We start from the raw sequence: 23,121 nt of genomic DNA on the forward strand, positions 1-23,121 counted from the left end.
ATCAGCGCGGCCGTTTCCGCTTCGTGCCGGCTCCGGCTGGCCAGGGTGGGAATTGCGACCACTGTTCCCCGATAAGCCCTTCGCTCATCCCCGCCCTCGCCGAAGGCGGCGTCCGATCCCGTCCTCGCGTTCATCGTGCAGGACCATCTCCTCATCCGGTGCCTTCCGCAAGACCACGGACGGCGCGCCTTCTCCTACAATCGGCGTTGGTGAAGAACGTTCCGGCATCGAAGGCGAATCAAGCCAGGCTGTAATCGACCGGTTGCAGCGGCGGCGGCAGGTCGGTTTCGCCCAGGGCGGCCAGAAGGTCGATCTCCATGCGCCGGCACATGGCTTCAAGGGGAAGGTTGTTCGGCAGAAGGCCGAACGGCTCCTCGATCTCGTCTCCGATGGCGTCGAGCCCGAAGAAGGTATAGGAGACCAGCCCGACGACGAAGGGCGTCATGAAGCCGGTGGTGTCCTGGAGTCCGAAGGGCAAGGCGAAACAGTACAGATATGCGGTGCGGTGGAGCAGCAGGGAATAGGAGAACGGCAGCGGCGTGTGCCGGATGCGCTCGCAGCCCGCCTGGACTCCCGCCAAGACGGTCAGGTTCTGCTCAAGCTGCGCCAGCAGCATGGGGTCCAGGCGGCCGCCCGCGCCGAGCGCCGCGGCATCCCGGCTGAGAAGGTGCAGCAGGTGGTCCGGCCCGTTGGCCGATGCCGCCATGGTCCTTGCGTCGGCCTCGGACAGGTACCGTCGGCTCTGGTCGTCCCAGGTCCCGCGCAGATGGTGTTTGAGGGCGTAGGCGAACGCGATCAGCCGCCGGACCATGATGCGGGGCCGTTCCGCATCCTGCGCCGCCGGCCGCGCATGGCTGACGACCAGCCGCGTCGCCGAGCGGGCGCCGATCAACAGTTCACCCCAGAGCTTGCGTCCTTCCCACCAGCGGTCATAGGTGGCGGTGTTGCGGAACCCCAGGAAGATGGCGAGCGCCAGCCCGATCAGGCTGAACGGAATGGGAGTCAGCGTCACCTTGTGATCGAATAGGGTGCCATGGGCCAGCGTCACGAGGAAGGCCACGGCGACGGTGGAGAGCACCTGCCATTTTATGCGCGGGACGATCGACCCCTTCATGATGAAGAACAGTTGAAAGGCCGACGGACGGTTGCGGACGATCATGACGGTCTCGTTGTTGCGGTCATGATGAACAGTCGGCCGTGGCCGTCGTTGCCGTGCCGGCTCCGGGTGGAACCGCCGGCGGACGATCAGGACTTCGTGCCCGACGGTCCCGTGATCAGGGAGCGCCGTCCTCCGGATCGGTGCAGGAATGCTGGCGGCTGGACACGGTGATGCGGAAGTTTGTTCCGCGGGCTACCGGCAGGATCTCCATCATGCCGCCGATCTGGCGCGTCAGCGCCGTGACGATGCGCATGCCCAAGGTCCGCGATTTGGCGGCATCGAAACCAGGGGGCAGTCCCGGTCCCTGATCGCTCACGGACAGCCCGTAGCCGTCCGCCCAGCATTCCAGCGAGACGCTGATGACGGCGGGATCGGTGCCGCGATGCTTGATCGCGTTGGTGATCAACTCGTTCGTGATCAGGCCGAGTGGAGCGGCGTGATCGATGTTCACTTCCAGCGGATCGGCCGCGAGTTCGATGGTGCAGACGCGCTCGCCCGACGCCTGGACCAGATCGTCGCACATTTCCTGCAGGAAGGCCGCGAAGTCCAGGGTGCGGAACCTGTCGGCCTGGTAGAGGCGATGATGTACGCGGGCCACCGCGGAGATCCGGTCGGATGCCTCCTTGAGCAGCGAGCGGGCGGACTTGTCGCTGAGACTCGCCATCTGGAGGTTCAGCAGCCCGGACACGAGCTGCAGGCTGTTCTTGACCCGGTGGTTGATCTCCCGGAGAAGCACCGTCTTGTCCGCCACGGCCTGTTCCAGGGCGTCCCGGACGCGCCGGCGTTCCGTCACGTCCCGCAGGATGCCGGTCACGAAGTTCCGGTTCTCGCTCTGCCAGCGCGCCAGCGACAGTTCGAGGTTCAGCACCGCTCCGTCGTGCCGCCGTACCGTCAGTTCGACCGGATGCGCCGAGGTCTCCTGAAGCGCCAGGGCATCCTGGTTGCGTGGCCAGGGGACATCCCCGCCGGGCGACAGCAGATGGGCGATGTCCTGTCCGACGGCGTCATGCGGGCCGAGGCCGAAGATGCGCTGGGCGGCCGAGTTCATCCATTGCAGCGTCCCCCCGGCATCGGTCGTGACGATGGCATCCTGCGCCGTGTCGACGACCGCCCTGTACTGCGCGTCCCGCCTTTCGCGCAGCAGGCGTTCGCGCTCGACGGTCACCGTGACGTCCTTGACCTGGATCAGGCATTCCCGGCCGGCCGGGGATGGAAGAGGGCGGATGATAAGGTCGTGGAGCAGCGGCCGTCCGTCCGGCAGGTGCAGGGGAAGCAACTTGGCATGCAGCGAGTGGGTCAGGATGCTGGATGCCCCGGCCTGGAGCGCATCGTTGATCGCGTCGCCGAACCGCGTGTCGAGCAGCGCCGGAAACGCTTCCCAGATCGACCGCCCGACCAGCGTCGCCTGGGCAACGTCGGTGGCGCGCTCCATCCAGACGTTCCAGGTCACGACGCGATGATCCCCGCCCAGGATGATGATGCCGGAGTCGAGCGCATCCAGCACGAGGCTGCCGTGATGGAGGGAGTCGGACGACGGGCTCATTCTTTGTCTTCAAGTCCGTCGATATAGTCGCCTATCAGCGACTTGATCGCGCTGAGCGACGGAAAATCCATGAAGAGGGCGATGTAGCCGTTGATGTTGCGGGCGCGCACGGCGAAGTCGATGGTCAGGAACATGACCATTTCGCCGGGGTCGTCCGCATCGGCGCCCAGCAGCACCACCTGGCTGCTGCCGCGCATCACGCGGGGCAGTGACATGTCGAGCGCCTGCTTGAGCATGTTGGCCATGACGACCAGGCACCCGTTCAGCACCACGTTGCCGACCTCGGCCAGCGCCTCCTGCTCCAGGTCCACGATCTCTTCGAGGGACAGCCCATCGTCCAGGATGGTGCGGACGAGCTCCAGGCTCTTCGCTTCCGGGAAGATCAGCAGGGCCTGGCCGGAAAAGGAGCCGCGGAAGTTCTGCCCGACGGCGATCAGGCTGCTGTTCTCCCGGTTCGAAAGCCAGCCGACGGCCTGGTCCCGACTCATGATCTCGGTGCGCGGAACGGACAGGTGGACCTGGTCCTTGACCATCCGGCCGAGGTTCTTGGCGGCCCGGCTGACGCCGATATTGATGATCTCGGTCAGGGCATCGCGTTCCAGCTCGGTCAGCAGGAGTTTGCCGCCATCGTCGTCCTGCGTCATTTGCCTGCGCGCCTTAGCTTGAGGGCGGCTCCGGACAGGAAAGCGGCCAAACTTTCCTCGGTCAGCGGCTTCTCGACGAAGGCGGTGTCGAGTTCCCGCGCGCGGGCGAGGATCGCATCCTGCGCATTGGCCGAAATGATCGCCATGGGCATGTCAGGGTTGGCGGCGCGCATTTCCTCGGCCAGGGACAGGCCGTCGCGATCCGGCATGTTGAAGTCGATCAGGGCGATATCGATACCTTTGTCGGCCAGCAGGCCGAGAGCTTCCTGCGCGCTGGCCGCTTCCACGATCTCCCAGTCCGATCGGGTCTTCTCGAGGATGCGCTTGACGACCATACGGGCCAGCTTGCTGTCATCCACAACCAGTACGGTACGCGCCATACTCTCAAATCTCCAAACGTGCGTTCCAGCCCACCGCTCCGATCGCACACCCCTTCAGAGAGGGACCTGTCGTCCAATTCGACCTTAGCGTATCCTGGGCCGGCACATTGATAACAAATAATGCAACCCCGTCCGGCGGGATTCCAGATGAATGTGGCAGTGCAAATGAACTGCCTTCACATCCTTGTCAAGAGGAATGAATATTCCGTTTCAATGCTAATTTAGTGTCTGCAGTATCCACTTCTGAAGGAACTCCGAATCGGGAGAGCCGAGCATCTTCGGCCGGATGGCAACAAGCACCTGAAGCAAGGCGGTATGAAGATGCGTGCAGCCGGACCAGTCGACCCCGGCACCGGGATTCGCCAGCAGGAACTCCAGCAGCGGTTCGGCCTCATCGACCTGGCAATCGCCTTCCAGAACGATGATCCCGCCGGCGACGCGGACGCTCATGGCAGGATCTCCTTCAGGTTCAGGATCAGCAGGACCCGGCCGTCGCCCAGCAGGGTGGTCCCGAGATACGCCGGAATATCGGCCAGGACGCCGTCCATCGGGCGGAGCACCATCTCGAGGCGCTCGCCGATCCCGTCGATCTCAAGGCCGAACACACCCCCGTCGGTCTCGATCACCAGCACCATCCTGCCTTCGGGGCGTGACGGGGCGTCATCACCCAGGTCCAGCAGACGGGCGAGGGAATGCAGCGGAACCACCTGGTCCCGCCACGCGAATGCCGTTTGCGCCTTGATCCGCTGAACGCGATCGTCGGGCAGCCGGATCGTTTCCGCGACACCGTCCAGCGGAACGCCGAACCGCCTCCCGCCCGCCTCGACCGTGACGATCCGCAGCAGCGCCAGGGTCAGCGGCAGTTCGAGCCGGATGGTCGTGCCGCGGTGGCGCGCGGTTTCCACGGCGATGCCGCCCCCGAGCCTTTCGATCGCCATGCGGACCGCGAACATGCCCATGCCGCGCCCCGACAGGTCGGAGGTTTCGTCCGCCGTCGAGAGACCGGGAGTGAAGATCAGGCGGGTCGCCTCGGCATCCTCCATCGCCGCCAGATCCGCCTCGCCGATCACGTCGGCCTGCACCGCCTTGCGCCCGATCCCAGCGATATCGATGCCGCGCCCGTCGTCTCCGATTTCGACCACGATCCGGTCGTTGGCGTGAAAGGCGCGCAGCGTCAGGGTGGCGCGATCCGGCTTGGCGTGGCGGCGGCGTTCCTCGGGCGACTCTATGCCGTGGTCCAGGCTGTTGCGGACCAGGTGCAGCAGCGGTTCGTAAAGCGCTTCGACCACCGTCTTGTCGGCGCTGGTTCCTTCACCCTCGATCACCAGGTCGACCGGCTTCCCGAGGCGAAGGGACAGGTCGCGGACGAACCGGGGGAACCGGTCGAAGACCTGGCCGACCGGCACCATCCTGATCCGCACCACGGCATCGTGCATATCCCGCACCAGCCGGTCCATGGTGGCGTGAAGGTCCTGCAGCGGCCGGACGACGTCCCCGGACCCGGCCGGCCGTGCCGCCCGCCCGGCCAGCCACCCCAGCGAATTCTTCGCGACGATCATTTCCCCGACCAGGGCGAAGAGACGGTCGATGCGCGCCTCGTCGACCCGCAGCAGGCGCGATGAGGGGACGGGGACGGGGCGGGGGTATCCCGCTCGCGCGGGGCGGCCGGTTGCCGGGAGCGTATGGCAAGGTCCAGGGTCTCCGCCAGCGGGGCGCGGTCGTGCCGTTCCAGCGACCGGGCGAGCGCCGCCATGACGGCGTCCGCGAGATCCCCGCGGGACCCGTGGCGCAGCGCATTGGCGGCGGCGGCCGCCGCCGCCCCCCAGCGTCCCGGAACGTCGCCCGTCGGCGTCTCCGCGGAGAGCAGCCGCCGCTGCTCGGCCAGGACGGCGCCGACGATATCGGCGGGCGGCTGGGGGAAAGCGGGTTCGGCGCCGAGGGCATCGGGATCGACCGCAGTGATATGGACCTGGTCGGCGGCGAGGCGGAACGGATGCCGTATCGCCGCTTCCTCGCCCACGGCCAGTAGGTCGATCCGCAGGTTGCACAGGAAAGGGTCGAGCGCCTCCGGTGCCGGCCAGTCATCGCGCGGAGAGATGCGCAGGGCGGCCAGACCGGGCAGGCGGCCGACCAGCTTCAGCGGGTCCTCGCCATTGAAGAAGCAGCCGGGATCGGGATCGTAGACGATCCTGAAGGCGCCGGTCCCGGCAGCGCCCTGGCGGAGCAGGTCCAGGGCGGCGGACCGTTCGGCCTCGGTGAAGACCGCCAGGCCGTCCGAGGTCGAGCCGTCCGGGGCCAGGGCGGCCGGAGCCGCCGTGTCCGCTTCTCCCACGGCGCACCGGCGCAGACGGTCGATCAGGTCCGATGCCGCCGCGTCCGCGTCCCCGGGCAGGGCGCCCTGCACCTCCAGCGACTCCAGCCACATGGCCGTCCGGTCGAGGCTCTCCAGCAGCAGGTCGATCAACTCCGGGTCGATCGCCGCGCGCCCGCCGCGGACGGCTGAGAGGATATCCTCCGCCGCATGCAGCATCCGGGTCATTGCCGGGACATCGAAAACGCCGGACGATCCTTTCAGGGTGTGGAAGGCGCGGAACACCTGCGCGACCACGTCGCCGGTCGGCGCCCGTTCAAGCGCGATCAATCCCCTCGTCGCCTCCTGGATCAGGTCGCGGCCTTCCGACAGGAACTGTTCGAGAAGTGCGCTCATGCCGGAACTCCGGTCAGCACGGCGACATGAAGGACGAGGTCGGCTGCGGCGACCGGCTTGACCAGATAGTAGTTCGCCCCGGCCGCCCGCGCATCCTCGGCGTCCTGCTCACCCGATTCGCTGGAGATCACCAGCGCGGGGACGGCCGCCGCCGCACCGGTCTCGCCGCGCAGGTTCCGGAGGAACGACACGCCGTCCATCTTCGGCATGTTGATGTCCACGACCAGCAGGTCGAAAGGTTCGGACAGGACCTTTTCCATCGCCTCGATCCCGTTGAGCGCCTCGACCACCTCGAAGCCGGCGGCCTCCAGCGTCTCGCGATAGAAAAGGCGGATCAAGGCTCCATCGTCGACGACGAGAACGCGCGGCCGCGCGGGCCGATCAGGCATGGCTGTCCTCCCAGGGCTTCTGGTACACGATGGCCTCCGGAAACCGGCAGACATGGAACAGGGGCGATATCCGGCTCATGGATTCGGTATGGCCCAGGCAAATATAGCCGCCCGGCGCCAGGCAGTCGTAGAGATTGTTGGCGGCGGTACGGCGGGCCATGTCGTCGAAATAGATCAGCACGTTGCGGCAGAAGACCACGTCGATGTCGCGCCAGCGGCCGGTATCCGCCTGATCGATGATGTTGACCTGGCTGAACTGGACCGATCCCCGCAACGCCTCGTCGATGCGATACCGGCCGCCATCCATAGCCGTGAAATACTTGGCGACCAGAGGACGGGGCAGGCGCATCAGCGAGCGTTCCGAATAGACGCCGTCCTGCGCGGCATCCAGGGCCCTGACGTCGATGTCCGAGCCGATGATCTCGATATCCCAGGAGTCCACACGGGACCAGTTCTCCAGCAGCCAGATGGCGATGGAGTAGGGTTCCTCCCCGGTGGAGCAGGGGACCGACCACAGGCGGATCGGCTGGCCGCGGCGCTTTCGCGCCGTGATCCGGTCGAGCAGGTTGGAGGTCAGGCAGCGGAGCTGATAATCTTCCCGGTAGAAATAGGTCTCGTTGACCGTGAAGGCGGAGATCAGGCGCTCCAGTTCGTCCGGTTCGACCAGCAGGCGGGCGAAATGCTCGGAGAAGCTGCGCGAGCCGGCGGCGAGGATGCGGTCGGTCAGGCGGCGCTCCACATAGGCCCGCTGGGCATCGCTGAAGACGATGCCGGTCCGGCGGTAGAGGAAGTCGCGGAACCGCCTGAACTCATGGTCCGCGATCCGGATTTCGGTGCTGTCCGGCCGGTCCGGTTTGTCGGCGGGCATGGCGATCAGTTCTGCGCGCCCGTGATGCGCTTTACCGCGACGTCCGCCGCGAAACCCAAGACCTGCGTCGTCGGGAACCGCCGGGTCAGCCCGCGCAGCACCGGCACGGCGTCCGGAGTGCCTATCTCGGCCAGGATCTCGACGGCGGTGGTGCAGACGTTCACGTCGTTCTCCCGTTCCAGCAAGCCGCACAGCAGCGCCGTGGCCTCGCCGGCCGGAAGGCAGCGGGCGATCTCGGCGGACAGCAGGCGGACGTCGGCATCGCGGTCGGACAGCAGACCCGGCAGCAGGAGCCGCGCCGGGCCGGGCATGGTCTGCAGGGCTTCGATCGCGCCGTTGCGCAGCCCGGCATCCTGCGATCGCAGCAGCGATGCCAGCGGCCCGGCGGCGTCCGGAAGGGCGGCGAGGGCCGTGAGGATCGCCTCGCGCACGGCCGGCTCCCTTTCGGTTCGAAGCGCCGTCATCAGGGCAGCCACGGCTTCCGGACCGTCGCCGAGCCTGCGGACCGCGCGCCTGCGGACCAGGGGATCGTCGCTCCGCAGGTCGTCGCGGGCCGCTCCGGGCGACCTGGAATCTTCCCGCGCGGCGTCGGGCGGGCTGCCGCGGATCAGCGGCATGTCGCCTCCCTGGTATGCGAGCAGGCCCGGGCAACGGCCCTGGCGACGGACTGCGCGATATCCGGCAGCGGGGCGACGTCATCGGCGCCTCCGAGCCTGACCAGGGCGCCCGGCATTCCCCAGACCACCGCGGTGTCCTCGTCCTGGGCGATGGTCTGGCCGCCCTCCGCGCTCAGCCGCGCCATGGCGGCGGCGCCGTCGTCTCCCATGCCGGTGACCAGCACCCCGACCAGCAGTCCGGCGGGCACATGGTTGAGCGCGCTGGTCACCATCCGATCGACCGACGGGTGCCAACGGTGGGACGGCGAGGAGGGGACCGGCGTGGCGATCAGTCCGGCCGGCCGCCGGGCGACGATCAGGTCGGCGTCGCCCCGCGCGACATGGATATGGCCGGGCAGCAGGATCGTGGGCTGCCGGACTTCGGAGACGGGCAGGGGGCAGATCCGGTTCAGCCGCTGGGCGAAAGCCCCGGTGAAGCTGGCCGGCATGTGCTGAGCCACCAGCACCGGCCAGGGCAGGTCCTCGGGGAAGCCGGTCAGGATCGTTTCGAGAGCCTGCGGCCCGCCGGTCGAGGCGCCGATCAGGACGAGACCTGCCGTCGGGTCTGGTTGGTCGGCGCGGTGCCTTGCGGGCGGGGCGGCGGGCGCCGGCTGGTCCGGCGAAGCCGTCCGGCTCATCGCATGGCGGATCCGGTCGGCGAGCCGCAGCGTCGGCCGCAGCCGGGCGCCCGCCGCGGCCCGCACCTTTTCGACCAGCATCGGCTGGATCCGGTCGATGCCCAGGGAAACCGTGCCTGCCGGCTTGGCGATCACGTCGACCGCGCCGAGCGCCAGCGCCTCCAGCGTGGTTTCGGCGCCCTCCGGCGTCTGCGACGACACGACGACGATCGGAAGCGGCGTCTCGACCATGAGGCGGCTGAGGCAGGTCAGTCCGTCCATCACCGGCATGTTGATGTCGAGCGTCGCGACGTGGGGAGCGAAGCTCCCGGCGAGAACCAGTGCCTCGGCGCCGTTCCGGGCCGTCCGGATCTCGAAATCGCCTTCCTGCTCGAAAATGCCGGCCAGGAGTTTCCGCATCAGCGCCGAATCGTCGATGATGAGCAGACGGATCATGGCGGCGCGTCGGACGGCTGCCCGGGGAGTGCGGCCCCGGCGGACGCCGCGCCGCCGAGCGTCGAGAGCTGGTCCGCCTCATGCCGGTCGAGCAGGTGCCCGGGGTCCAGCAGCAGGATCATCCGTCCGCCCATGTTGGCCACGCGGGAGATCAGCGCCATCTGCTCCGCGGAAAGATCGGGCGCCGGCTCGATCGCCCCGGCAGGTACCTTCAGGACGCCGGTCACCGCATCGACCAGGATGCCGGCGCGCGCCGCACCCATGGTCGCGACGACGATGCGCCGGCTGCGCGCCGGAACCGCCGCGGACAGGGCGAAGCGGCGCCGCTGGTCGATCACAGGCAGCACGCTGCCCCGGTGGTTGATGACCCCCTCGATGAAGTCGGGAGCCTTCGGGACCGGGGTCAACTGATCCGGCACGCCCGCCACCTGTTCGACGCAGGACGAGGGAAGGCCGTATTCGGCATTGCCCAGCCGGAAGATCACGAAAGACTCCGTGACGGCCGCAGGGTAGGCCATGCCTTTCTCCAGGGTGTCGGGCAGGGTGTCGGGGTGCGGGTGATCGGAATGGGCGGCGAGGCCGCGCCGCGCCGCCTCCGACCGGAACAGGCGGTCGGGGTCGAGGATGGAGACAAGCCTGCGGCCCTGGTCGAGCCTGCAGATCGCCTCGATCTCCCCGGCATCCTGCCGGAACAGGGGGGGTATCGGATCGATCTGGCCGGCGGGCACGCGCAGGATCTCGCGGGCCCGGTCGACCAGGAGCCCGGCCCGCAGTCCGCCGAACGACAGGACGATGATCCTGGTCGCGCCGGCTTCTCCCCGCTCGGGGCGTGTAGGCCGCAGCCCCAGGAGCGTGCGCAGGTCGAACAGGGGGACGAGCCGTCCGCGCACCGTGACGACGCCCAGCAGGTGGCCGTCGGGGTGCGGCATGCGGGTCATCTTCGCCTGCGGGCGAATGATCTCGTCCACTGCGGACACCGGTACGGCATATTCCTCGCCGTCGGCCTCGAAGCTCACCAGCATGCGGGTGGCGCCCCCCGCCGTCTCCGATGCCCGTTCCGGAAGGGGATGCGCCCCGGCCGAGGCACCGGCCGCCGCGGTTCTGGAACCCACCGGCGAGGCGGGACGGGCGACGGCCGCGGAAACCCGCCGCAGCACCCTTTCGAGCGCCAGGACCGAGATCGACGGCTGGTCTCCATTTCCCGGAACCATGCCGGAGAACAGGTCCAGCTCGTCGGTCTGGTCGGCCTGCTCGACCTGCCCGTGCGCCAGGGCGACGATGCCGGTGACCTGATCGACATGAAGCCCGACGCGCGCGCAGGCATCCAGGACGATGACACGCCCTCCGTCGCCCGCGGGTGACGCCGGCTGCCCCAGCATGCGCTGCATGTTGAGCAGGACGGTGACCGTGCCGCGCAGGTTGATCAGCCCCTCCACGGCCGGGGGACTCAAAGGAACGTCCAGGACGTCCGGGCGGCGGACGATTTCCCGGATCTCCCGGAGCGGCAGGGCGGCGCTGAGGTCGCCGATGCGGAACACGAGGTGCTGCGGGCCGTCCCGGGTTTCCGGGGCCGCCGGTGCGGCTGCGAGCGCCTGTGCGGAGGAGAGCGGGGACATCGGGGCGTTCCGGCCTGACGTCAGCCGGCCGAGTTCTGGAGCTCGTCCGCGAGGGACGCCATCTCCTCGATCGCCGCCGCCAGATCCTCCGCTCCGCGCGCCTGCTGCCGGGATGCCGTCGCCGCCTGGGCGGTCGCCCTGCTGGCCTGCTCCGCCGCGGCCGCCACTTCCTGGGTGCCGAGCGAGGCCTGTTGCGCCGCCTGCAGGATCACGTCGGCATCCCGGAGTATCGCTTCGTTGCTCTTCCGGACGGTCGCCATGTCGGCCTCGACCGCGCCGAACGTCGCGATGATGTCCCGGTTTTTCTGGACCTCGACCTCGTTCGCCGCCAGGGTCAGTTCGAGTTCGCGCCTGACCGCCAGGACCTGGTCCTGGATCGCGCGGACCGTATCCTTGATCCGGTCGCCGTTCTCGGCCGAATCACGGGCCAGGCTCCGGATGTCCGAGGATACAAGGGCGAAACCCCGTCCCGCGTCGCCGCTGCGCGCGGCTTCCACCGAGCCGCTGATGGCCAGCATGTTGGTCTGGATCGACACCGTGTTGATGCCGTCCACGATCTTCTCGATCCGTCGGACAATCTGCTCCAGCAAACCGATGCGGGCGAGGCTGTCGCGGGTCCGGACGACGGCCTGCCCGACGCCGTCGATGAGCGAAGTGATGTTCCGACGCCCCTCGGCGAGTAGCGCCGACATGGCGGTCGACCGCTCCACCGCCCCGGCGGTGCTGGCGCGGGTGCGGCGTGTCGCCGCCTCGATCTGACGAAGCGCCGTGCTGGACTGATGGGTCGCGGCGGCCTGCTGTGCCGAGCCGCGGCCGATCTGGTCGACCGCCGTCATGATCTGGACGGCGGCTCCCGACAGTTCCTGGACGGTCGCGGACAGTTCCTCCGACGCCGACGCGACCTGCTCGGCGCTGCGGATCAGGTCGCTGGTCTGGCGCAGCTCTTCGGACAGCAGGGACAGTTCCTGGGCCGCGAGCTGGGCCTGCTCCAGGGCGAGGCTCTGCTCGGCCAAGCTGCGCAGGGACTCCTCCGTGGCGGCCGACTGTTCCTCGGCAGCCGCGGCGATCTGCTCGGCGCCGCGCTGGACCTCGACCGACGCGCGCTCGGCCTCCTGGGATGCGGCCACCATGTCGAGGCTGTTCCCGGCGAGCTCGCCCATGTCGGCGCGAACCTGCTCGATGGTGGCGACCACCCTGGCGCCGTTCTCGACTTCGAGCATCGACATGTCGGCCGTCGCGGTAATCGCCGCCGCCAGGGCCCCGATCTCTTCCTGGATCGTCCCGACCAGATCTGTGATGTCCCGGGCGCTCCTCTCCGCGACCTCGGCGAGGGCCCGCACCTCGTCCGCCACCACCGCGAAGCCGTTCCCCGCCTGGCCGGCGCGGGCCGCCTCGATCGCCGCGTTGAGCGCCAGCAGGTCGGTCTGGTCGGCGATGTAGCCGACGGTGCGGACGACGGAGCCGATGCTGGACGCCAGCTCCTTCAACTCCTCGATCAGCGTGACGGTGGCGGTCTGGCGCCGGGCCGCCGCCGCGATGCCGCCTACCGAGGAGGTGATCTGCACGCCGGTCTCTCCCAGCAGCGCCTGCAGCGACTCGGTCTTCTGGCGCGACGCGGTCGCCATGGTGCGTGCGCTCGCCAGCAGCGTCGCGATGTTGCTGACAGCGGAAAGCGACTCCTGGGCGGCGCTGGACGCCTGCTGTGCGCCGCCCGCGATCTGCTCCATGCTGCGCCGCAGATCTTCCGCGGCCGAAGCGGCTTCGGTCGTGGAGGAGGCGATCTCGGAACTGGCGGCGGCGATCCGCTCCGCGATCTTCTGCTGGCGTGCATAGGTCCGGGCGCGGGCCCGCTGCGGCGTCGCATGGGGAAGCGGCTGGGCCGTCCCGGCGCGGGCGGTCGCGTTATCCGCCTGGTCGGCGGGGCGCCTGTTGTCGAACGTCGATTTCTTGATAAGCGCCATCGGAGAGCCCCTCGCTTCGGCAGGTCTGGCCTGGATCACCGTACCCTGAATCGCACCCTGTCAGGAACCCGGTGCCAAGATAAAGTATCGCCCCTGCGCCGCAAGCGCTCTTTGTAGCGGTATTCCCATTGTTATTCAAAGTGGTACACGCCCGCGGACGGATCGCTCATGTCATCGGTGCATCCGCGAGAGGGCGTCCGCGAGGCGGATCGGCTCCGGCAGGCGCCACTTGGGCGTGAAGCGGAGCACCAGGTCCACGGCGGTGGGCAGGCTCACCCGGTGCCCGATGGAAACGAAGAGCGGGTTGGTGCCGTCGCGGGTGCGGAGCGCCACTCCGACCAGTTCCCGCCGGTGGAACATGGGCGAGGAGGAGCCGCGCTCGCGCCCCGGCTCCTCGTAGCGGCCCACCAGCCGCGACTTGGCTACCCCGATGGCCGGAAGGCCGGTCATCACGCCCAGATGGCAGGCAAGCCCGAAGCGTCGGGGGTGCGCCAGGCCCTGTCCGTCGACGATCAGGAGGTCCGGCGGCCGCGGCAGCAGGCCGACTGCGGCAGCCATGGCCGGAACCTCGCGGAACGACAGGAAACCCGGTACGTAAGGGAAGACCGTCGGCCGGGCCAGCAGGACGGAACGGGTCAGTTCCAGCGTCCGCGGGTCGATTTCCGCCACGGCCGCCCAGGTCAGGCCGTCGGCTTCGCTGTAATGGGCATCGACCGCGGCGATGCGGCCGAGCGGGGCGAGATCGTCATGGGTCACGACGCGGCCGCGCAGATCCTCCTGCACGATGCGCGCCTCGGCCTCGGTGGTCGGCCAGGGATCGAGCGTGAATTCTTCCATCACGGGCCCAACAGGCGAAGGCCGCGGGCCGTCTCGGCGTGACGGGCGGATGGAGTGTGACCATGAGCCTTTTTCCCGGCGGGCATGTTGCAGGAGGCGGGTCAGGCATGCCGATCGATTTCCACGGGGGGTATATGGACGACGACAAGAGGAGTGCCGCGCTGGCCGCGGCGGCGGCACTGCTGGCGATTGCCGAGGGAGCGGATGCCGGGGCCGTCCGCGCGCGGGTGGCGAAGGCCGGCAGCGGGACCGCCGAGGCGTTCGATCGGCATCTCGCCCACCTCCGGGAAAACCGGCGGAAAGGGGAAATGGCCGCCCTCCAGGCCCTGCACCCGGTCAAGGGCGACGCCCGGGCGGCGACGGAACTAATGGAGACCCTGCTGGGAGACTGCGAACCCGAGGAGGAGCTGGCCCCGGCGCAGGTCGCCGCCGCGCGCCGGGTCTGCGAGACGCTGAACCTGAGCCCGACCCGGTTCGGACTGTGAGACAGGCTGTTGACGGCCGGACCGGGGCGCCGCGAGGATCGTAACGAATGGAACAACAGGGGCGGGTGACCGATTATCATTCAAGCAACGAACAAGAACCCGCTGATCCGGAACGGGTAGGGGTTTCAGAATGCCCGCGATGCCTGCGACGCACGCGCTGATTGAGCTTCTGGGCGAAGTGGCGCTCCTGCTCTGGGGCGTCCACATGGTGCGGAGCGGCGTGCTGCGCGCCTTCGGCGGCGACCTCCGCCGTCTGCTCGGCCGGGCCCTGCGGAACCGGCTGGCCGCCTGCCTCGCCGGGATCGGCGTCACGCTGGCGCTTCAGAGCAGCACCGCCACCGCGTTCATGACGACCTCCTTCCTGGGCGGCGGCCTGATCGAACTGGTCCCGGCGCTGGCCGTGATGCTGGGCGCCAATGTCGGCACCGCGCTGGTTGCCTGGGCCCTCTCGTTCGACGTCACGGTCGTCTATCCGGTGCTGATATTCGCCGGTCTGGTGATCTTCAGGACCGGAAACAGGACGCGCAGCCGGAATCTTGGCCGGATCATCATCGGCCTGGGGCTCGTCCTTCTGTCCCTGCACCTGCTGGTCGAGACCATCGTGCCGACCGGCGTTTCCCCGAGGCGAAGGAACTGATAGCGGCGCTGACCAGGGAGCCGTTGCCCGTGCTGGCAATCGCGGCGCTGACCGCCTGGGCGATGCACTCCAGCGTCGCCGCCATCCTGGTGATCGCTTCGCTGGCCGGCACCGGGCTGATCACGCCCTTCGCCTCCCTGGTCATGGTGCTCGGCGCCAATCTCGGCAGCGCGCTGAACCCGCTGCTCGCAGCTGCCTCGGGCGAGCGCAGCGCGCTGCGCCTGCCGGTCGGCAACATCGCCAACCGCTTGATCGGCTGCATCGCCGTCCTTCCCTTGCTGCCCGCGCTGCTCGATCATCCGCTTCTGGCGGGTCAGGATCCCGCCTGGCTCGCGGTGACATTCCATCTCGTCTTCAATCTGGCGCTGGCGGCCGTCTTCATCCTGCCGTTGTCGCTGCAGGCCAGGCTTCTGGAGCGGGTCCTGCCGGACCGCCCGGTGCCGGAGGACGCCGGAAGCCCCCGATACCTTGATACCGGCTCGCTCGACACGCCGAGGGTGGCGCTCGCCAATGCGGCGCGGGAAGCTTTCCGCATGGCCGACACCGTCGAGGAAATGCTGAAGGGCTCGCGGGAGCTGCTGCGCCGCGACGATCACCGGCTGCTGGACGAGCTGCGCCGCAAGGACGATATCCTCGACCGGCTGAACGGGGCGCTGAAGCGTTTCCTGGCCGAACTCAGCCAGCGGGAACTCAGCGACGAGGAATGCTCGAGGCTGGCCCATGTGCAGACCGTCGCCCTCAACCTGGAGCACGCCGGGGACATCATCGACAAGGGGGTCCTGGACCTTGCCGGCAAGCGCATGCGCCGGCGCCTGTGCCTGACCGAACAGCAGGTCGAGGAAGCCGGCGCCATGCACGACCACCTGCTGGCGCAGCTCCGGCTGGCGGTGACCGTCTTCATGGCCGAGGATCTGCAGTCCGCCCTGAGGCTCGTCGAGGGAAAGGAAAGGTTCCGCGAACTGGAACGCGCGGCGGCCGAGAACGAGTTCGCCCATCCGCCCGAGCCGGGCCCGCAGGCCGAGACGAGCAGCCTGCACCTCGACGCGGTGCGCGACCTGAAGCGCATCGATGCCCATTTCGCGGCGATCGCCCATCCCCTGCTGGAGCGCAACAACCTGCTTCGGCCGTCGCGCCTGATCCGGCTTCCCCGGTCCGGGAAGGTTGGGCAGGCGTAGGATACGCTGAAATCCCCTTGCGCGACGCCCCCGGCTTGTCGGCAGAATGGACGATGCTTCGACCTTTCCTCCGGCTTCGGGCCTGAACGCGATGCCGTCCGTCGAGAGTGCGCCACCTTTGGGGCAGAACGGCCGGGACATCGCCTTCCTGCTGTTTCCCAAGTTCTCGATGCTGGCCTTCACCTGCGCGGTTGAGCCGCTGAGGGTCGCCAACCAGTTGTTGGGACGGTCCTGCTATCGCTGGTCCACCGTTTCGGCGGGAGGCGATACGGTGATGGCGAGCAACGGCATGACGCTGGTACCGGACCGGCGGCTTGAAGAAGTCGAGCCGCCCGGCATGCTGATCCTGTGCGCCGGCTTCGATCCGCAGCAATCCTTCAGCGACGCGCTGGCCTCTCCGCTCCGCCGGTTCGACCGGCAGGGCACCATCCTGGGCGCCATCGACAGCGGCAGCCTTCTGCTGGCCCGCACCGGCCTGCTCGACGGCCATGCGGCCACCACCCATTGGGAGTGCCTGGACAGCCTTGCAGAGCAGTATCCCCGCGTGGAGGTGCAACCGTCCATATTCGTCATCGACCGCAGGAGGCTGACCTGCGCGGGCGGAACGGCGGCGCTGGACATGATGCTTCACCTGATCCGCATCGATTGCGGCCACCGCGTCGCCGTGGCCGTCTCGGAGCAGTTCATCCATCCCGCCATCAGGGACGCCGGTTCCAGCCAGCGGGCCGAGGTGCCCCAGCGGCTCGGCGTCTGCCATCCCAAGCTGGCCGCCGCGGTCCGGATCATGGAGCGGAACCTGGAGGAACCCCTCGCCCTCCATGCCCTGGCGGAGCGGGCGGGGCTGTCGCTGCGGCAGATGGAGCGGTTGTTTCACGCGGCGCTCGGCCAGTCTCCCACCAGCTATTATCTTTGGTTGAGGGTCGAGAGGGCACGTTCGCTGGTGCTGTACTCCGGCCATTCCCTGGCGGAAATCGCGGTCGCCTGCGGTTTCGGCAGCTACGAGGGCTTCTCCCGGACATACCGGCGCCATGCCGGGGCCAGCCCCAGCCGGGACAGGGCCTCGGCACGGCTCCAGCCGGCGGTCGCCGCCACCATGGTCAGGATGGGGGCATGAACAGGCTGGCCGCGACGGCACGCGCGCCGTCCTCCAGCGCCTGGACGGCGGTCGGGACCAGCCGGCTCCAGTGGAGGAAGCCGTGGGGGACACCGTCGTAGACGCGCAGGTCGGCATGTCCGCCGGCATTCCGCAGGGCGTCGGAAAGGGCGAGGCTGTCGTCGAGCAGAGGGTCCAGCGCCGCGGCCCCGACCAAGGCGGGCGGCAGGCCAGCCAGGTCGGACGCAAGGAGGTCCATGGCTTTCCCGCCGGGAGCCGGTTTCGAACCCAGGTAGCTGGCCTGGTAGAACTGCAGTTCGTCGGGGGAGAGCCCGTAGACCGGGTCGGCGAAGCGCCGGCGGGGCTCCGACTCCTCCAACCCGTAGAGCCCGTAATAAAGCAGCATGAACTTGACGGCCTCCGGCCGCCTGTCGCGCAGGCGGAGCGCTGCGGCGAGCGCCAGATGGGCGCCGGCGGAATCGCCGCCGATCCCCAGCCGGCCGGGATCGATGCCGTGGACACGCGCGCCGTCCGCAACGGCGACGAGGGCCTGTTCGATCCTGTCGAGCGCCGCCGGATGCGGATTTTCGGGGGCGAGCGGGTAATCCACCCCGACGACCACCGCTCCGGACCGGCGGCAGAGCTGCCGCATGATCCGGTCGTGGGAGTCCAGCGAGCCGACGACGAAACCGCCGCCGTGGAGGAACACCAGCGCCGGCAGGGAGGCCCCGGCGTCCGGGCGGTACACCCGGATGCCCAACGGACCGCCATCCAGATCCAGCACCGCGTCGGTCACGGAATGCAGGTCGATGACCGGGCGGTTCCACCCGGACCGTTCCTTCTCGTAGGCGCTGCGCATGCCCGCTATTCCGTCGCCCGCGGGAGGTGCGCACCCTGCGGCAATGCGCTGCGCTTCGGCGACCCCGGGAGCGAACCGGTCAGGAGGCAATGCCGAGAGCCGACTTGACGACGGGCAGGGCGGGCTTTCCGTCGAAGCTGGTGACCCCGGCCAGCCAGCCATCCAGCACCTGCGGGTTGTCGCGCATCCACTGCTCCACGGCCTTTCCGGGGGCCATCCTGTCGCTCAGGATCATGACCATCATCTCGTTTTCCATCGGGATGGAAAACACCAGCTGCTCCAGGAACGTTCCGAGGTTGGGGCAGGTCTCGGCGAGCCCGGCCCTGGTCAGGGTACGGACCGTGGCGCTGCCACGGTTGGGGCCGAAATACTCCTCCCCGCCGTCCAGGTATCCCATCGGCAGCTTCACGTTCATCGGGTGGGGAGCCCAGCCCAGGAACACCGCCCATTCGTCGCGCCGGGCCGCGCGTTCGACCGCGGCAAGCATCGCCGCCTCGCTGGATTCGACCAGTTTCCAGTCACCCAACCCATAGGCGCCGTCATCGATCATCTTCTGGATCTTCGCGTTGGCCGACGATCCCGGCTCGATGCTGTTGATGGTGCGGTCGAACTTTTCCGCATGCTTCGCGAGGTCGGCGAAGGTCTTCACGCCGGCGTCGGCCGCAGCCTTGTTGACCGCCAGCGTCGTGGTGGCGCCCTCGAGGTTGACGGCGGCGACATCGATCTGGCCGCCGTCGATGTATTTCCGTGTCATCTCCTCCTGCGCGGGCATCCAGTTGCCGAGGAAGGCGTCGATGTTCTTGGAGCGAAGCCCTTCGATCGAAACGGCGACCGAGAGATTGACGACCTTCGGCTGATATCCCAGGGCGGACAGGATGACCGAGGCCGTCGTGGTCGTGGACGTGATATCGGTCCAGCCCGGATCGGACATCCTGACCGTCCTGCATTCGTCGGGCTCGGCCGCCGGGGCCGCGACCGGCCACAGGGAGACGCCACACAGGGCGATACCGGCGGCGGCCATCAGGCGGGCGGTTCTCAGAGTCATGTTCAATCTCCCTGTTTGCGGTCTGATTCGGATGGGGGCGGAATCCAGCGGTCCGGCAGGACGGGGCAGCGGGCCCGGCCGGCCTCGGCGAGCGACCGGATGATGCGGAACACGGCGGGATCGAACGGGCTCGCGCGCGGGCCGGGCCGGGCCACCGAAAGCAACACAAGTTCGGTCTGCGCCGCCGGCCGGTCGCATCCGGTCCGGTGCATCGCGTGGTGGACCAGCATGCGCTTCGGATCGGCGCCCGCGACCCAGGTGCGGATTTCCACTTCATCGCCGCAGGCGATCTCGCCCAGATAGAGGATGCGGGCGTCCACCGTGTAGACGGAGCGTCCGGTCCGGTTCCGGAAACCCCCATCCATGCCGATGGCGTCTAGCAGCGCGTCCGTCGCATGGCCGAAGATCAGCACGTAGTAGGCTTCGCTGAGGTGGCCGTTGTAATCGATCCATTCCGGGACAACGCGGGCGCGGTGGAGACGCAAGGGCCCTTTACCGTTCATGGCGCGACCGGATCGGCGAGCTCCGCCCGGCGCTCGTGCCGCACCGGGGCCAGCGCTTCGATCAGACGGATCAGGCAGTCGTCGCGCCAGCGCTCCAGTTCCTTGACGGTCCTGCCGTCGGCCTGGGCCGCCGTTCCCTCCACCATGCGGTCGCGCAGTTCCCGCGTCAGCTCGGGAGCTACCAGCTTCGTCCAAGGCAGTTTCAAGGCCGGGCCGAACTGGTCCAGCATGTGGGCCATGCCGCCCTCGCCGCCGGCCAGGTGGAAGGTCAGGCAGGTCCCCATGAAAGCGTAGCGCAGGCCGGGACCGTAGACGATCGCATCGTCGATATCCTCGGTGGTGGCGATACCCTGGTCGACCAGGTGGAGCGCCTCGCGCCACATCGCCTCCTGGAGACGGTCGGACAGGTAGCCCTCGATCTCCTTGCGCATTCTCAGCGGGCGCATGCCGATGGAACGGTAGAAGCCTGCGGCCCGCTCCACGGCATCGGCCGACGTATGGCCGCCGGGCACGATCTCGACCAGCGGCAGCAGATAGACCGGGTTGAAGGGATGGCCGATCACCACCCGCTCGGGATGCCGGCAATCCGCCTGGATCCGCGAGGGCAGCAGGCCGGACGAACTGGACGCGATGACGGTGCCGGGGCCGCAGCCCGCGTCGATCTCCGCCAGGAGCCTGCGCTTCAGATCCTCGCGCTCCGGCGCGTTCTCCTGGATGAAGTCGGCCTCCGCCGCGGCCTCCGGGATCGAACCGGCGAAGCGCAGCCGGTCCGGGTCGGCGCCCTGCGCGAGTCCCGTCCGTTCCAGTGCCGGCCAGGCATTGTCCACCGCCGCCCGGAGGGCGGCCTCGGCTCCCGGGGCCGGGTCGAAGGCAACCACGTCCAGCCCGTGGGCGAGGGCGCGCGCCGCCCAGCCGCTGCCGATGACGCCGCCGCCGACCAGACCGAGCGTACGGATGGGGAGGGATTTGGTCATTTCGGGTTTCTTCCTGGAGAATCGCTTAACGACGGGGAGCGGGAAGCCCGAGGATCTCGCGGGCTTCGGCCGCGCCGGCCACGCGTGACCCCAGGGCCTCCACGATCGTCACGGCACGTTCGACCAGGCTGCCGTTGCTGGCATGCACGCCCCGGTCCAGGTAAAGGTTGTCCTCCAGCCCGACGCGGATATTGCCGCCGAGCAGGATGGCCTGCGCGGCCATCGGCATCTGCATCCTGCCGATGCCGAAACCGGCCCACACGCTGCCGGCCGGCAGCATGTCGCGGAGCGCCAGCATCATCCTCGGCTCGGGCGGCAATCCCCAGGGGATGCCCAGGCAGAACTGGAACAGGGGCGGCGCGTCGAGCAGCCCTTCGTCGAGCATACGCTTGGCGAACCACAGGTTCCCGGTATCGAAGATCTCCAGCTCCGGCTTGACGCCCAGGCGCTGGATGATCGACGCCTGCCGGCGCAGCATGTCGGGAGTCGAGACATAGACCAGCGAGCCGTCGCCGAAATTCAGCGAGCCGCAGTCCAGCGTGCAGATCTCGGGCAGCAGTTCGGCCACATGGGCCGCCCGCGCCTCGGCCCCGACGAGGTCGGTGCCGGGGCCGAAGCGCGCCGGGTCGTGATCCGGCCCGATCATCAGGTCGCCGCCCATGCCGGCGGTCAGGTTGACGATGACGTCGGTTCCGCTGGCCCGGATCCGCTCCATAACCTCGCGGTAAAGGGCCGGCTCGCGGCTGCCGCCGCCGGTTTCCGGATCACGGACATGGATGTGGGCGACCGCGGCGCCGGCCGCGGCGGCCTCGATCGCGGCACCCGCGATCTGCTCCGGGGTGACCGGGATGGCGGGATGTTTGCCGACGGTGTCGCCGGCGCCGGTCACGGCGCAAGTGATGACGACCCGGCGGTTGATCTCTGTCGAATTGGCCATGGCGGATACCGCTGCTCGGCGTTGCTGAGGGTCCGGGGCGGGATCGATCCCGCCCCGGACCCTCAGTTTGCGGCAAAGGCGCCGGTCCGCTTGACCGGAACCGTCATGCGCCTGACCGCATGCGACATGACGGGTCGGAAAACGCCGTCAGCCGGTTCCGGGAGAGCCGACGATGGCGCCGAGCAGCAGGACCATGACGAAGCCGACCAGCGAGACGATGGTTACCGCGACGGTCCAGGACTGGAGGGTTTCCTTCTCCGTCAGGCCGAAGAAGCGGCTGACCAGCCAGAAGCCGCTGTCGTTGACGTGGCTGAGGATCGTGCCGCCCGCCGCGATGGCGATGGTGGCAAGCGCCAGCTGCGGTCCCTCGACATTGTTCTGCTGCAGGATCGGCCCGACAAGGCCGGCCGCCGTCACCATGGCGACCGTCGCGGATCCCTGGGCAACCCGGATCAGCGCGGACACCATGAAGGCCAGGACCAGGAAGGGCAGGCCGGATGCCGACATCATGTCGCCCAGCACCTGACCGACGCCGCTGTCGATCAGGACCTGCTTGAACACGCCGCCGGCCCCTGTCACCAGGATGATGATTCCGGCCGGCTCCAGCGCCTTGTTGACGATGTCCTGGATCTCCTCCCTGCCATAGCCGCGGCGTGAGCCGAGCAGCACCATGGCCAGCAGCGTTGCGATCAGCAGCGCCGAATAGGGATGGCCGATAAAGCCCAGTAACGACCGAAGGGCATTGCCTTCCTCCAGCAGGATCGCGGACGAGGTGCTCAGCAGGATCAGGAGCAGCGGCGTCAGGATGATCGCCAGCACCTCGCCGAAGCTGGGCAGTTCGCGGCTTTCGTCGATCTCCTTCAGGATGACGTAGTCGGGCACGCCCTTGGTGATGCGGCGGGAGATGTAGCTTCCCCAGATCGGTCCGGCGAGAATCATGGCGGGCAGGCCGCAGATCGTGCCGAACAGGATCACCCATCCCAGATCGGCGCCCAGAAGGTCCGCCACCGCGATCGGACCCGGCGTCGGCGGGATGAAGGCGTGGGTCACGGCGCCGCCGGCCACCAGCGGAATGCCGTAGTAGAGCAGGGGCCTGCCGCTGTCGCGCGCCAGCCTGTAGAGGATCGGCACCAGGATGACGATCGCCACGTCCAGGAACACCGGAATCGAGACGATGAAGCCGGTCAGGCCAAGCGCCCACTGGACCTTGTCGTCGCCGAAGCGCTTGACCATGGTGCGGGCCAGCCGCTCGGCCCCTCCGGACACTTCGAGCATCTGCCCGAACATGGCGCCGAGGCCGACCACCACGGCGACGAAGCCGAGCGTGCCGCCCATGCCCCTTTCGACCGACTTGATCACGGCGTCCAGCGGCATCCCCGCCGCCACGCCGACCAGAAGGCTGACCAGCAACAGCGTGACGAACGCATGGAGCCGCACCTTGATGACGAGGTACAGCAGCGCGGAAATGCCCGCGACGGCGACCAGGATCAGGTAAGTTCCGGACATCCCGTCACCTTTGCCGAAGCAGTCGACGAACTTCCTTATGACAGTTCAAAGGCATTTTCTCTCCTCCCCTGGTT

The 23,121-nt window shown here is 68.5% G+C and carries 24 protein-coding genes; 4 read left to right on the forward strand and 20 right to left on the reverse strand.

What is annotated here, in order from left to right; translation table 11 throughout:
• Positions 1–238: 238 nt before the first annotated feature.
• The 14 genes from DPR14_RS11815 to nfi all read right to left on the reverse strand — a co-directional run bounded on the left by DPR14_RS11815 (position 239) and on the right by nfi (position 13,833).
• Positions 239–1,159, reverse strand: a complete 921-nt coding sequence (locus DPR14_RS11815; RefSeq protein ID WP_158045315.1) for a bestrophin family protein — start codon at positions 1,157–1,159, stop codon at positions 239–241.
• 115 nt (positions 1,160–1,274) lie between these two features.
• Positions 1,275–2,702 carry a sensor histidine kinase gene (locus DPR14_RS11820; protein ID WP_158045316.1) on the reverse strand — a complete coding sequence of 476 codons (1,428 nt, stop codon included), beginning with the start codon at positions 2,700–2,702 and terminating at the stop codon, positions 1,275–1,277.
• The gene (locus tag DPR14_RS11825) at positions 2,699–3,346 is read right to left on the reverse strand and encodes a chemotaxis protein CheX (RefSeq protein ID WP_158045317.1); all 648 of its coding nucleotides are present in this window, start codon (positions 3,344–3,346) and stop codon (positions 2,699–2,701) included. Before DPR14_RS11825 ends, DPR14_RS11820 begins: the two co-directional genes overlap by 4 nt.
• On the reverse strand, positions 3,343–3,726 hold the full coding sequence (locus DPR14_RS11830) for a response regulator transcription factor (RefSeq protein WP_158045318.1): 384 nt from the start codon (positions 3,724–3,726) through the stop codon (positions 3,343–3,345). The genes DPR14_RS11825 and DPR14_RS11830 overlap by 4 nt, the downstream gene beginning before the upstream one ends.
• Positions 3,727–3,942: 216 nt before the next feature.
• On the reverse strand, positions 3,943–4,176 hold the full coding sequence (locus DPR14_RS11835) for a hypothetical protein (RefSeq protein ID WP_158045319.1): 234 nt from the start codon (positions 4,174–4,176) through the stop codon (positions 3,943–3,945).
• The gene (locus DPR14_RS27390) at positions 4,173–5,285 is read right to left on the reverse strand and encodes a chemotaxis protein CheA (RefSeq protein ID WP_246149206.1); all 1,113 of its coding nucleotides are present in this window, start codon (positions 5,283–5,285) and stop codon (positions 4,173–4,175) included. Before DPR14_RS27390 ends, DPR14_RS11835 begins: the two co-directional genes overlap by 4 nt.
• Positions 5,282–6,433: an Hpt domain-containing protein gene (locus DPR14_RS28195; protein ID WP_158045320.1), complete on the reverse strand. Its 1,152-nt coding sequence runs from the start codon at positions 6,431–6,433 to the stop codon at positions 5,282–5,284. The genes DPR14_RS27390 and DPR14_RS28195 overlap by 4 nt, the downstream gene beginning before the upstream one ends.
• Positions 6,430–6,822: a response regulator gene (locus tag DPR14_RS11855; protein ID WP_158045321.1), complete on the reverse strand. Its 393-nt coding sequence runs from the start codon at positions 6,820–6,822 to the stop codon at positions 6,430–6,432. The genes DPR14_RS28195 and DPR14_RS11855 overlap by 4 nt, the downstream gene beginning before the upstream one ends.
• A complete protein-coding gene (locus DPR14_RS11860) occupies positions 6,815–7,690 on the reverse strand; it encodes a CheR family methyltransferase (protein WP_192499432.1) in 876 nt (291 codons plus the stop codon). The genes DPR14_RS11855 and DPR14_RS11860 overlap by 8 nt, the downstream gene beginning before the upstream one ends.
• Positions 7,691–7,695: 5 nt before the next feature.
• Positions 7,696–8,307: a HEAT repeat domain-containing protein gene (locus tag DPR14_RS11865; protein WP_158045322.1), complete on the reverse strand. Its 612-nt coding sequence runs from the start codon at positions 8,305–8,307 to the stop codon at positions 7,696–7,698.
• Positions 8,298–9,419 (reverse strand): chemotaxis-specific protein-glutamate methyltransferase CheB, encoded by a 1,122-nt coding sequence (gene cheB / locus DPR14_RS11870; RefSeq protein ID WP_158045323.1) that lies wholly within the window; start codon positions 9,417–9,419, stop codon positions 8,298–8,300. The genes DPR14_RS11865 and cheB overlap by 10 nt, the downstream gene beginning before the upstream one ends.
• Positions 9,416–11,035: a chemotaxis protein CheW gene (locus DPR14_RS11875; RefSeq protein WP_158045324.1), complete on the reverse strand. Its 1,620-nt coding sequence runs from the start codon at positions 11,033–11,035 to the stop codon at positions 9,416–9,418. The genes cheB and DPR14_RS11875 overlap by 4 nt, the downstream gene beginning before the upstream one ends.
• A gap of 20 nt (positions 11,036–11,055) precedes the next feature.
• A complete protein-coding gene (locus tag DPR14_RS11880) occupies positions 11,056–12,996 on the reverse strand; it encodes a methyl-accepting chemotaxis protein (RefSeq protein ID WP_158045325.1) in 1,941 nt (646 codons plus the stop codon).
• Between the two features lie 171 nt (positions 12,997–13,167).
• Positions 13,168–13,833 carry a deoxyribonuclease V gene (gene nfi / locus DPR14_RS11885; protein WP_158045326.1) on the reverse strand — a complete coding sequence of 222 codons (666 nt, stop codon included), beginning with the start codon at positions 13,831–13,833 and terminating at the stop codon, positions 13,168–13,170.
• A gap of 107 nt (positions 13,834–13,940) precedes the next feature.
• Between nfi and DPR14_RS11890 the strand changes: the two genes are divergently transcribed.
• The 4 genes from DPR14_RS11890 (at position 13,941) to DPR14_RS11900 (ending at position 17,244) form a co-directional block, all read left to right on the forward strand.
• Positions 13,941–14,318: a tellurite resistance TerB family protein gene (locus tag DPR14_RS11890; protein ID WP_158045327.1), complete on the forward strand. Its 378-nt coding sequence runs from the start codon at positions 13,941–13,943 to the stop codon at positions 14,316–14,318.
• A 139-nt stretch (positions 14,319–14,457) separates the two neighbouring features.
• Entirely contained in the window at positions 14,458–14,955 is a 498-nt protein-coding gene (locus DPR14_RS28200) for a Na/Pi symporter (RefSeq protein ID WP_246149209.1), read from the forward strand.
• Between the two features lie 29 nt (positions 14,956–14,984).
• Positions 14,985–16,130 carry a Na/Pi cotransporter family protein gene (locus DPR14_RS11895; RefSeq protein ID WP_246149211.1) on the forward strand — a complete coding sequence of 382 codons (1,146 nt, stop codon included), beginning with the start codon at positions 14,985–14,987 and terminating at the stop codon, positions 16,128–16,130.
• 46 nt (positions 16,131–16,176) lie between these two features.
• On the forward strand, positions 16,177–17,244 hold the full coding sequence (locus DPR14_RS11900; protein ID WP_158045328.1) for a GlxA family transcriptional regulator: 1,068 nt from the start codon (positions 16,177–16,179) through the stop codon (positions 17,242–17,244).
• Here the strand turns inward: DPR14_RS11900 and DPR14_RS11905 are convergent.
• The 6 genes from DPR14_RS11905 to DPR14_RS11930 form a co-directional block, all read right to left on the reverse strand.
• Complete coding sequence (locus tag DPR14_RS11905; RefSeq protein ID WP_192499433.1) at positions 17,228–18,082, reverse strand: alpha/beta hydrolase fold domain-containing protein; 855 nt, start codon at positions 18,080–18,082, stop codon at positions 17,228–17,230. The two genes, DPR14_RS11900 and DPR14_RS11905, sit on opposite strands and share 17 nt — an antisense overlap.
• A gap of 79 nt (positions 18,083–18,161) precedes the next feature.
• On the reverse strand, positions 18,162–19,127 hold the full coding sequence (gene choX / locus DPR14_RS11910) for a choline ABC transporter substrate-binding protein (protein WP_158045330.1): 966 nt from the start codon (positions 19,125–19,127) through the stop codon (positions 18,162–18,164).
• 2 nt (positions 19,128–19,129) lie between these two features.
• Positions 19,130–19,612, reverse strand: coding sequence for a thioesterase family protein (locus tag DPR14_RS11915; protein WP_192499434.1), 483 nt, complete (start codon positions 19,610–19,612; stop codon positions 19,130–19,132).
• Between the two features lie 14 nt (positions 19,613–19,626).
• Entirely contained in the window at positions 19,627–20,604 is a 978-nt protein-coding gene (locus DPR14_RS11920; protein WP_158045332.1) for an L-carnitine dehydrogenase, read from the reverse strand.
• Between the two features lie 25 nt (positions 20,605–20,629).
• Complete coding sequence (locus DPR14_RS11925; protein WP_246149214.1) at positions 20,630–21,541, reverse strand: beta-keto acid cleavage family enzyme; 912 nt, start codon at positions 21,539–21,541, stop codon at positions 20,630–20,632.
• Positions 21,542–21,688: 147 nt separating this feature from the next.
• Positions 21,689–23,047, reverse strand: coding sequence for a GntT/GntP/DsdX family permease (locus tag DPR14_RS11930; protein WP_158045333.1), 1,359 nt, complete (start codon positions 23,045–23,047; stop codon positions 21,689–21,691).
• Positions 23,048–23,121: the final 74 nt, after the last annotated feature.

Origin of the sequence: Skermanella pratensis, from assembly GCF_008843145.1 — a bacterium.
Lineage (GTDB): Bacteria > Pseudomonadota > Alphaproteobacteria > Azospirillales > Azospirillaceae > Skermanella > Skermanella pratensis.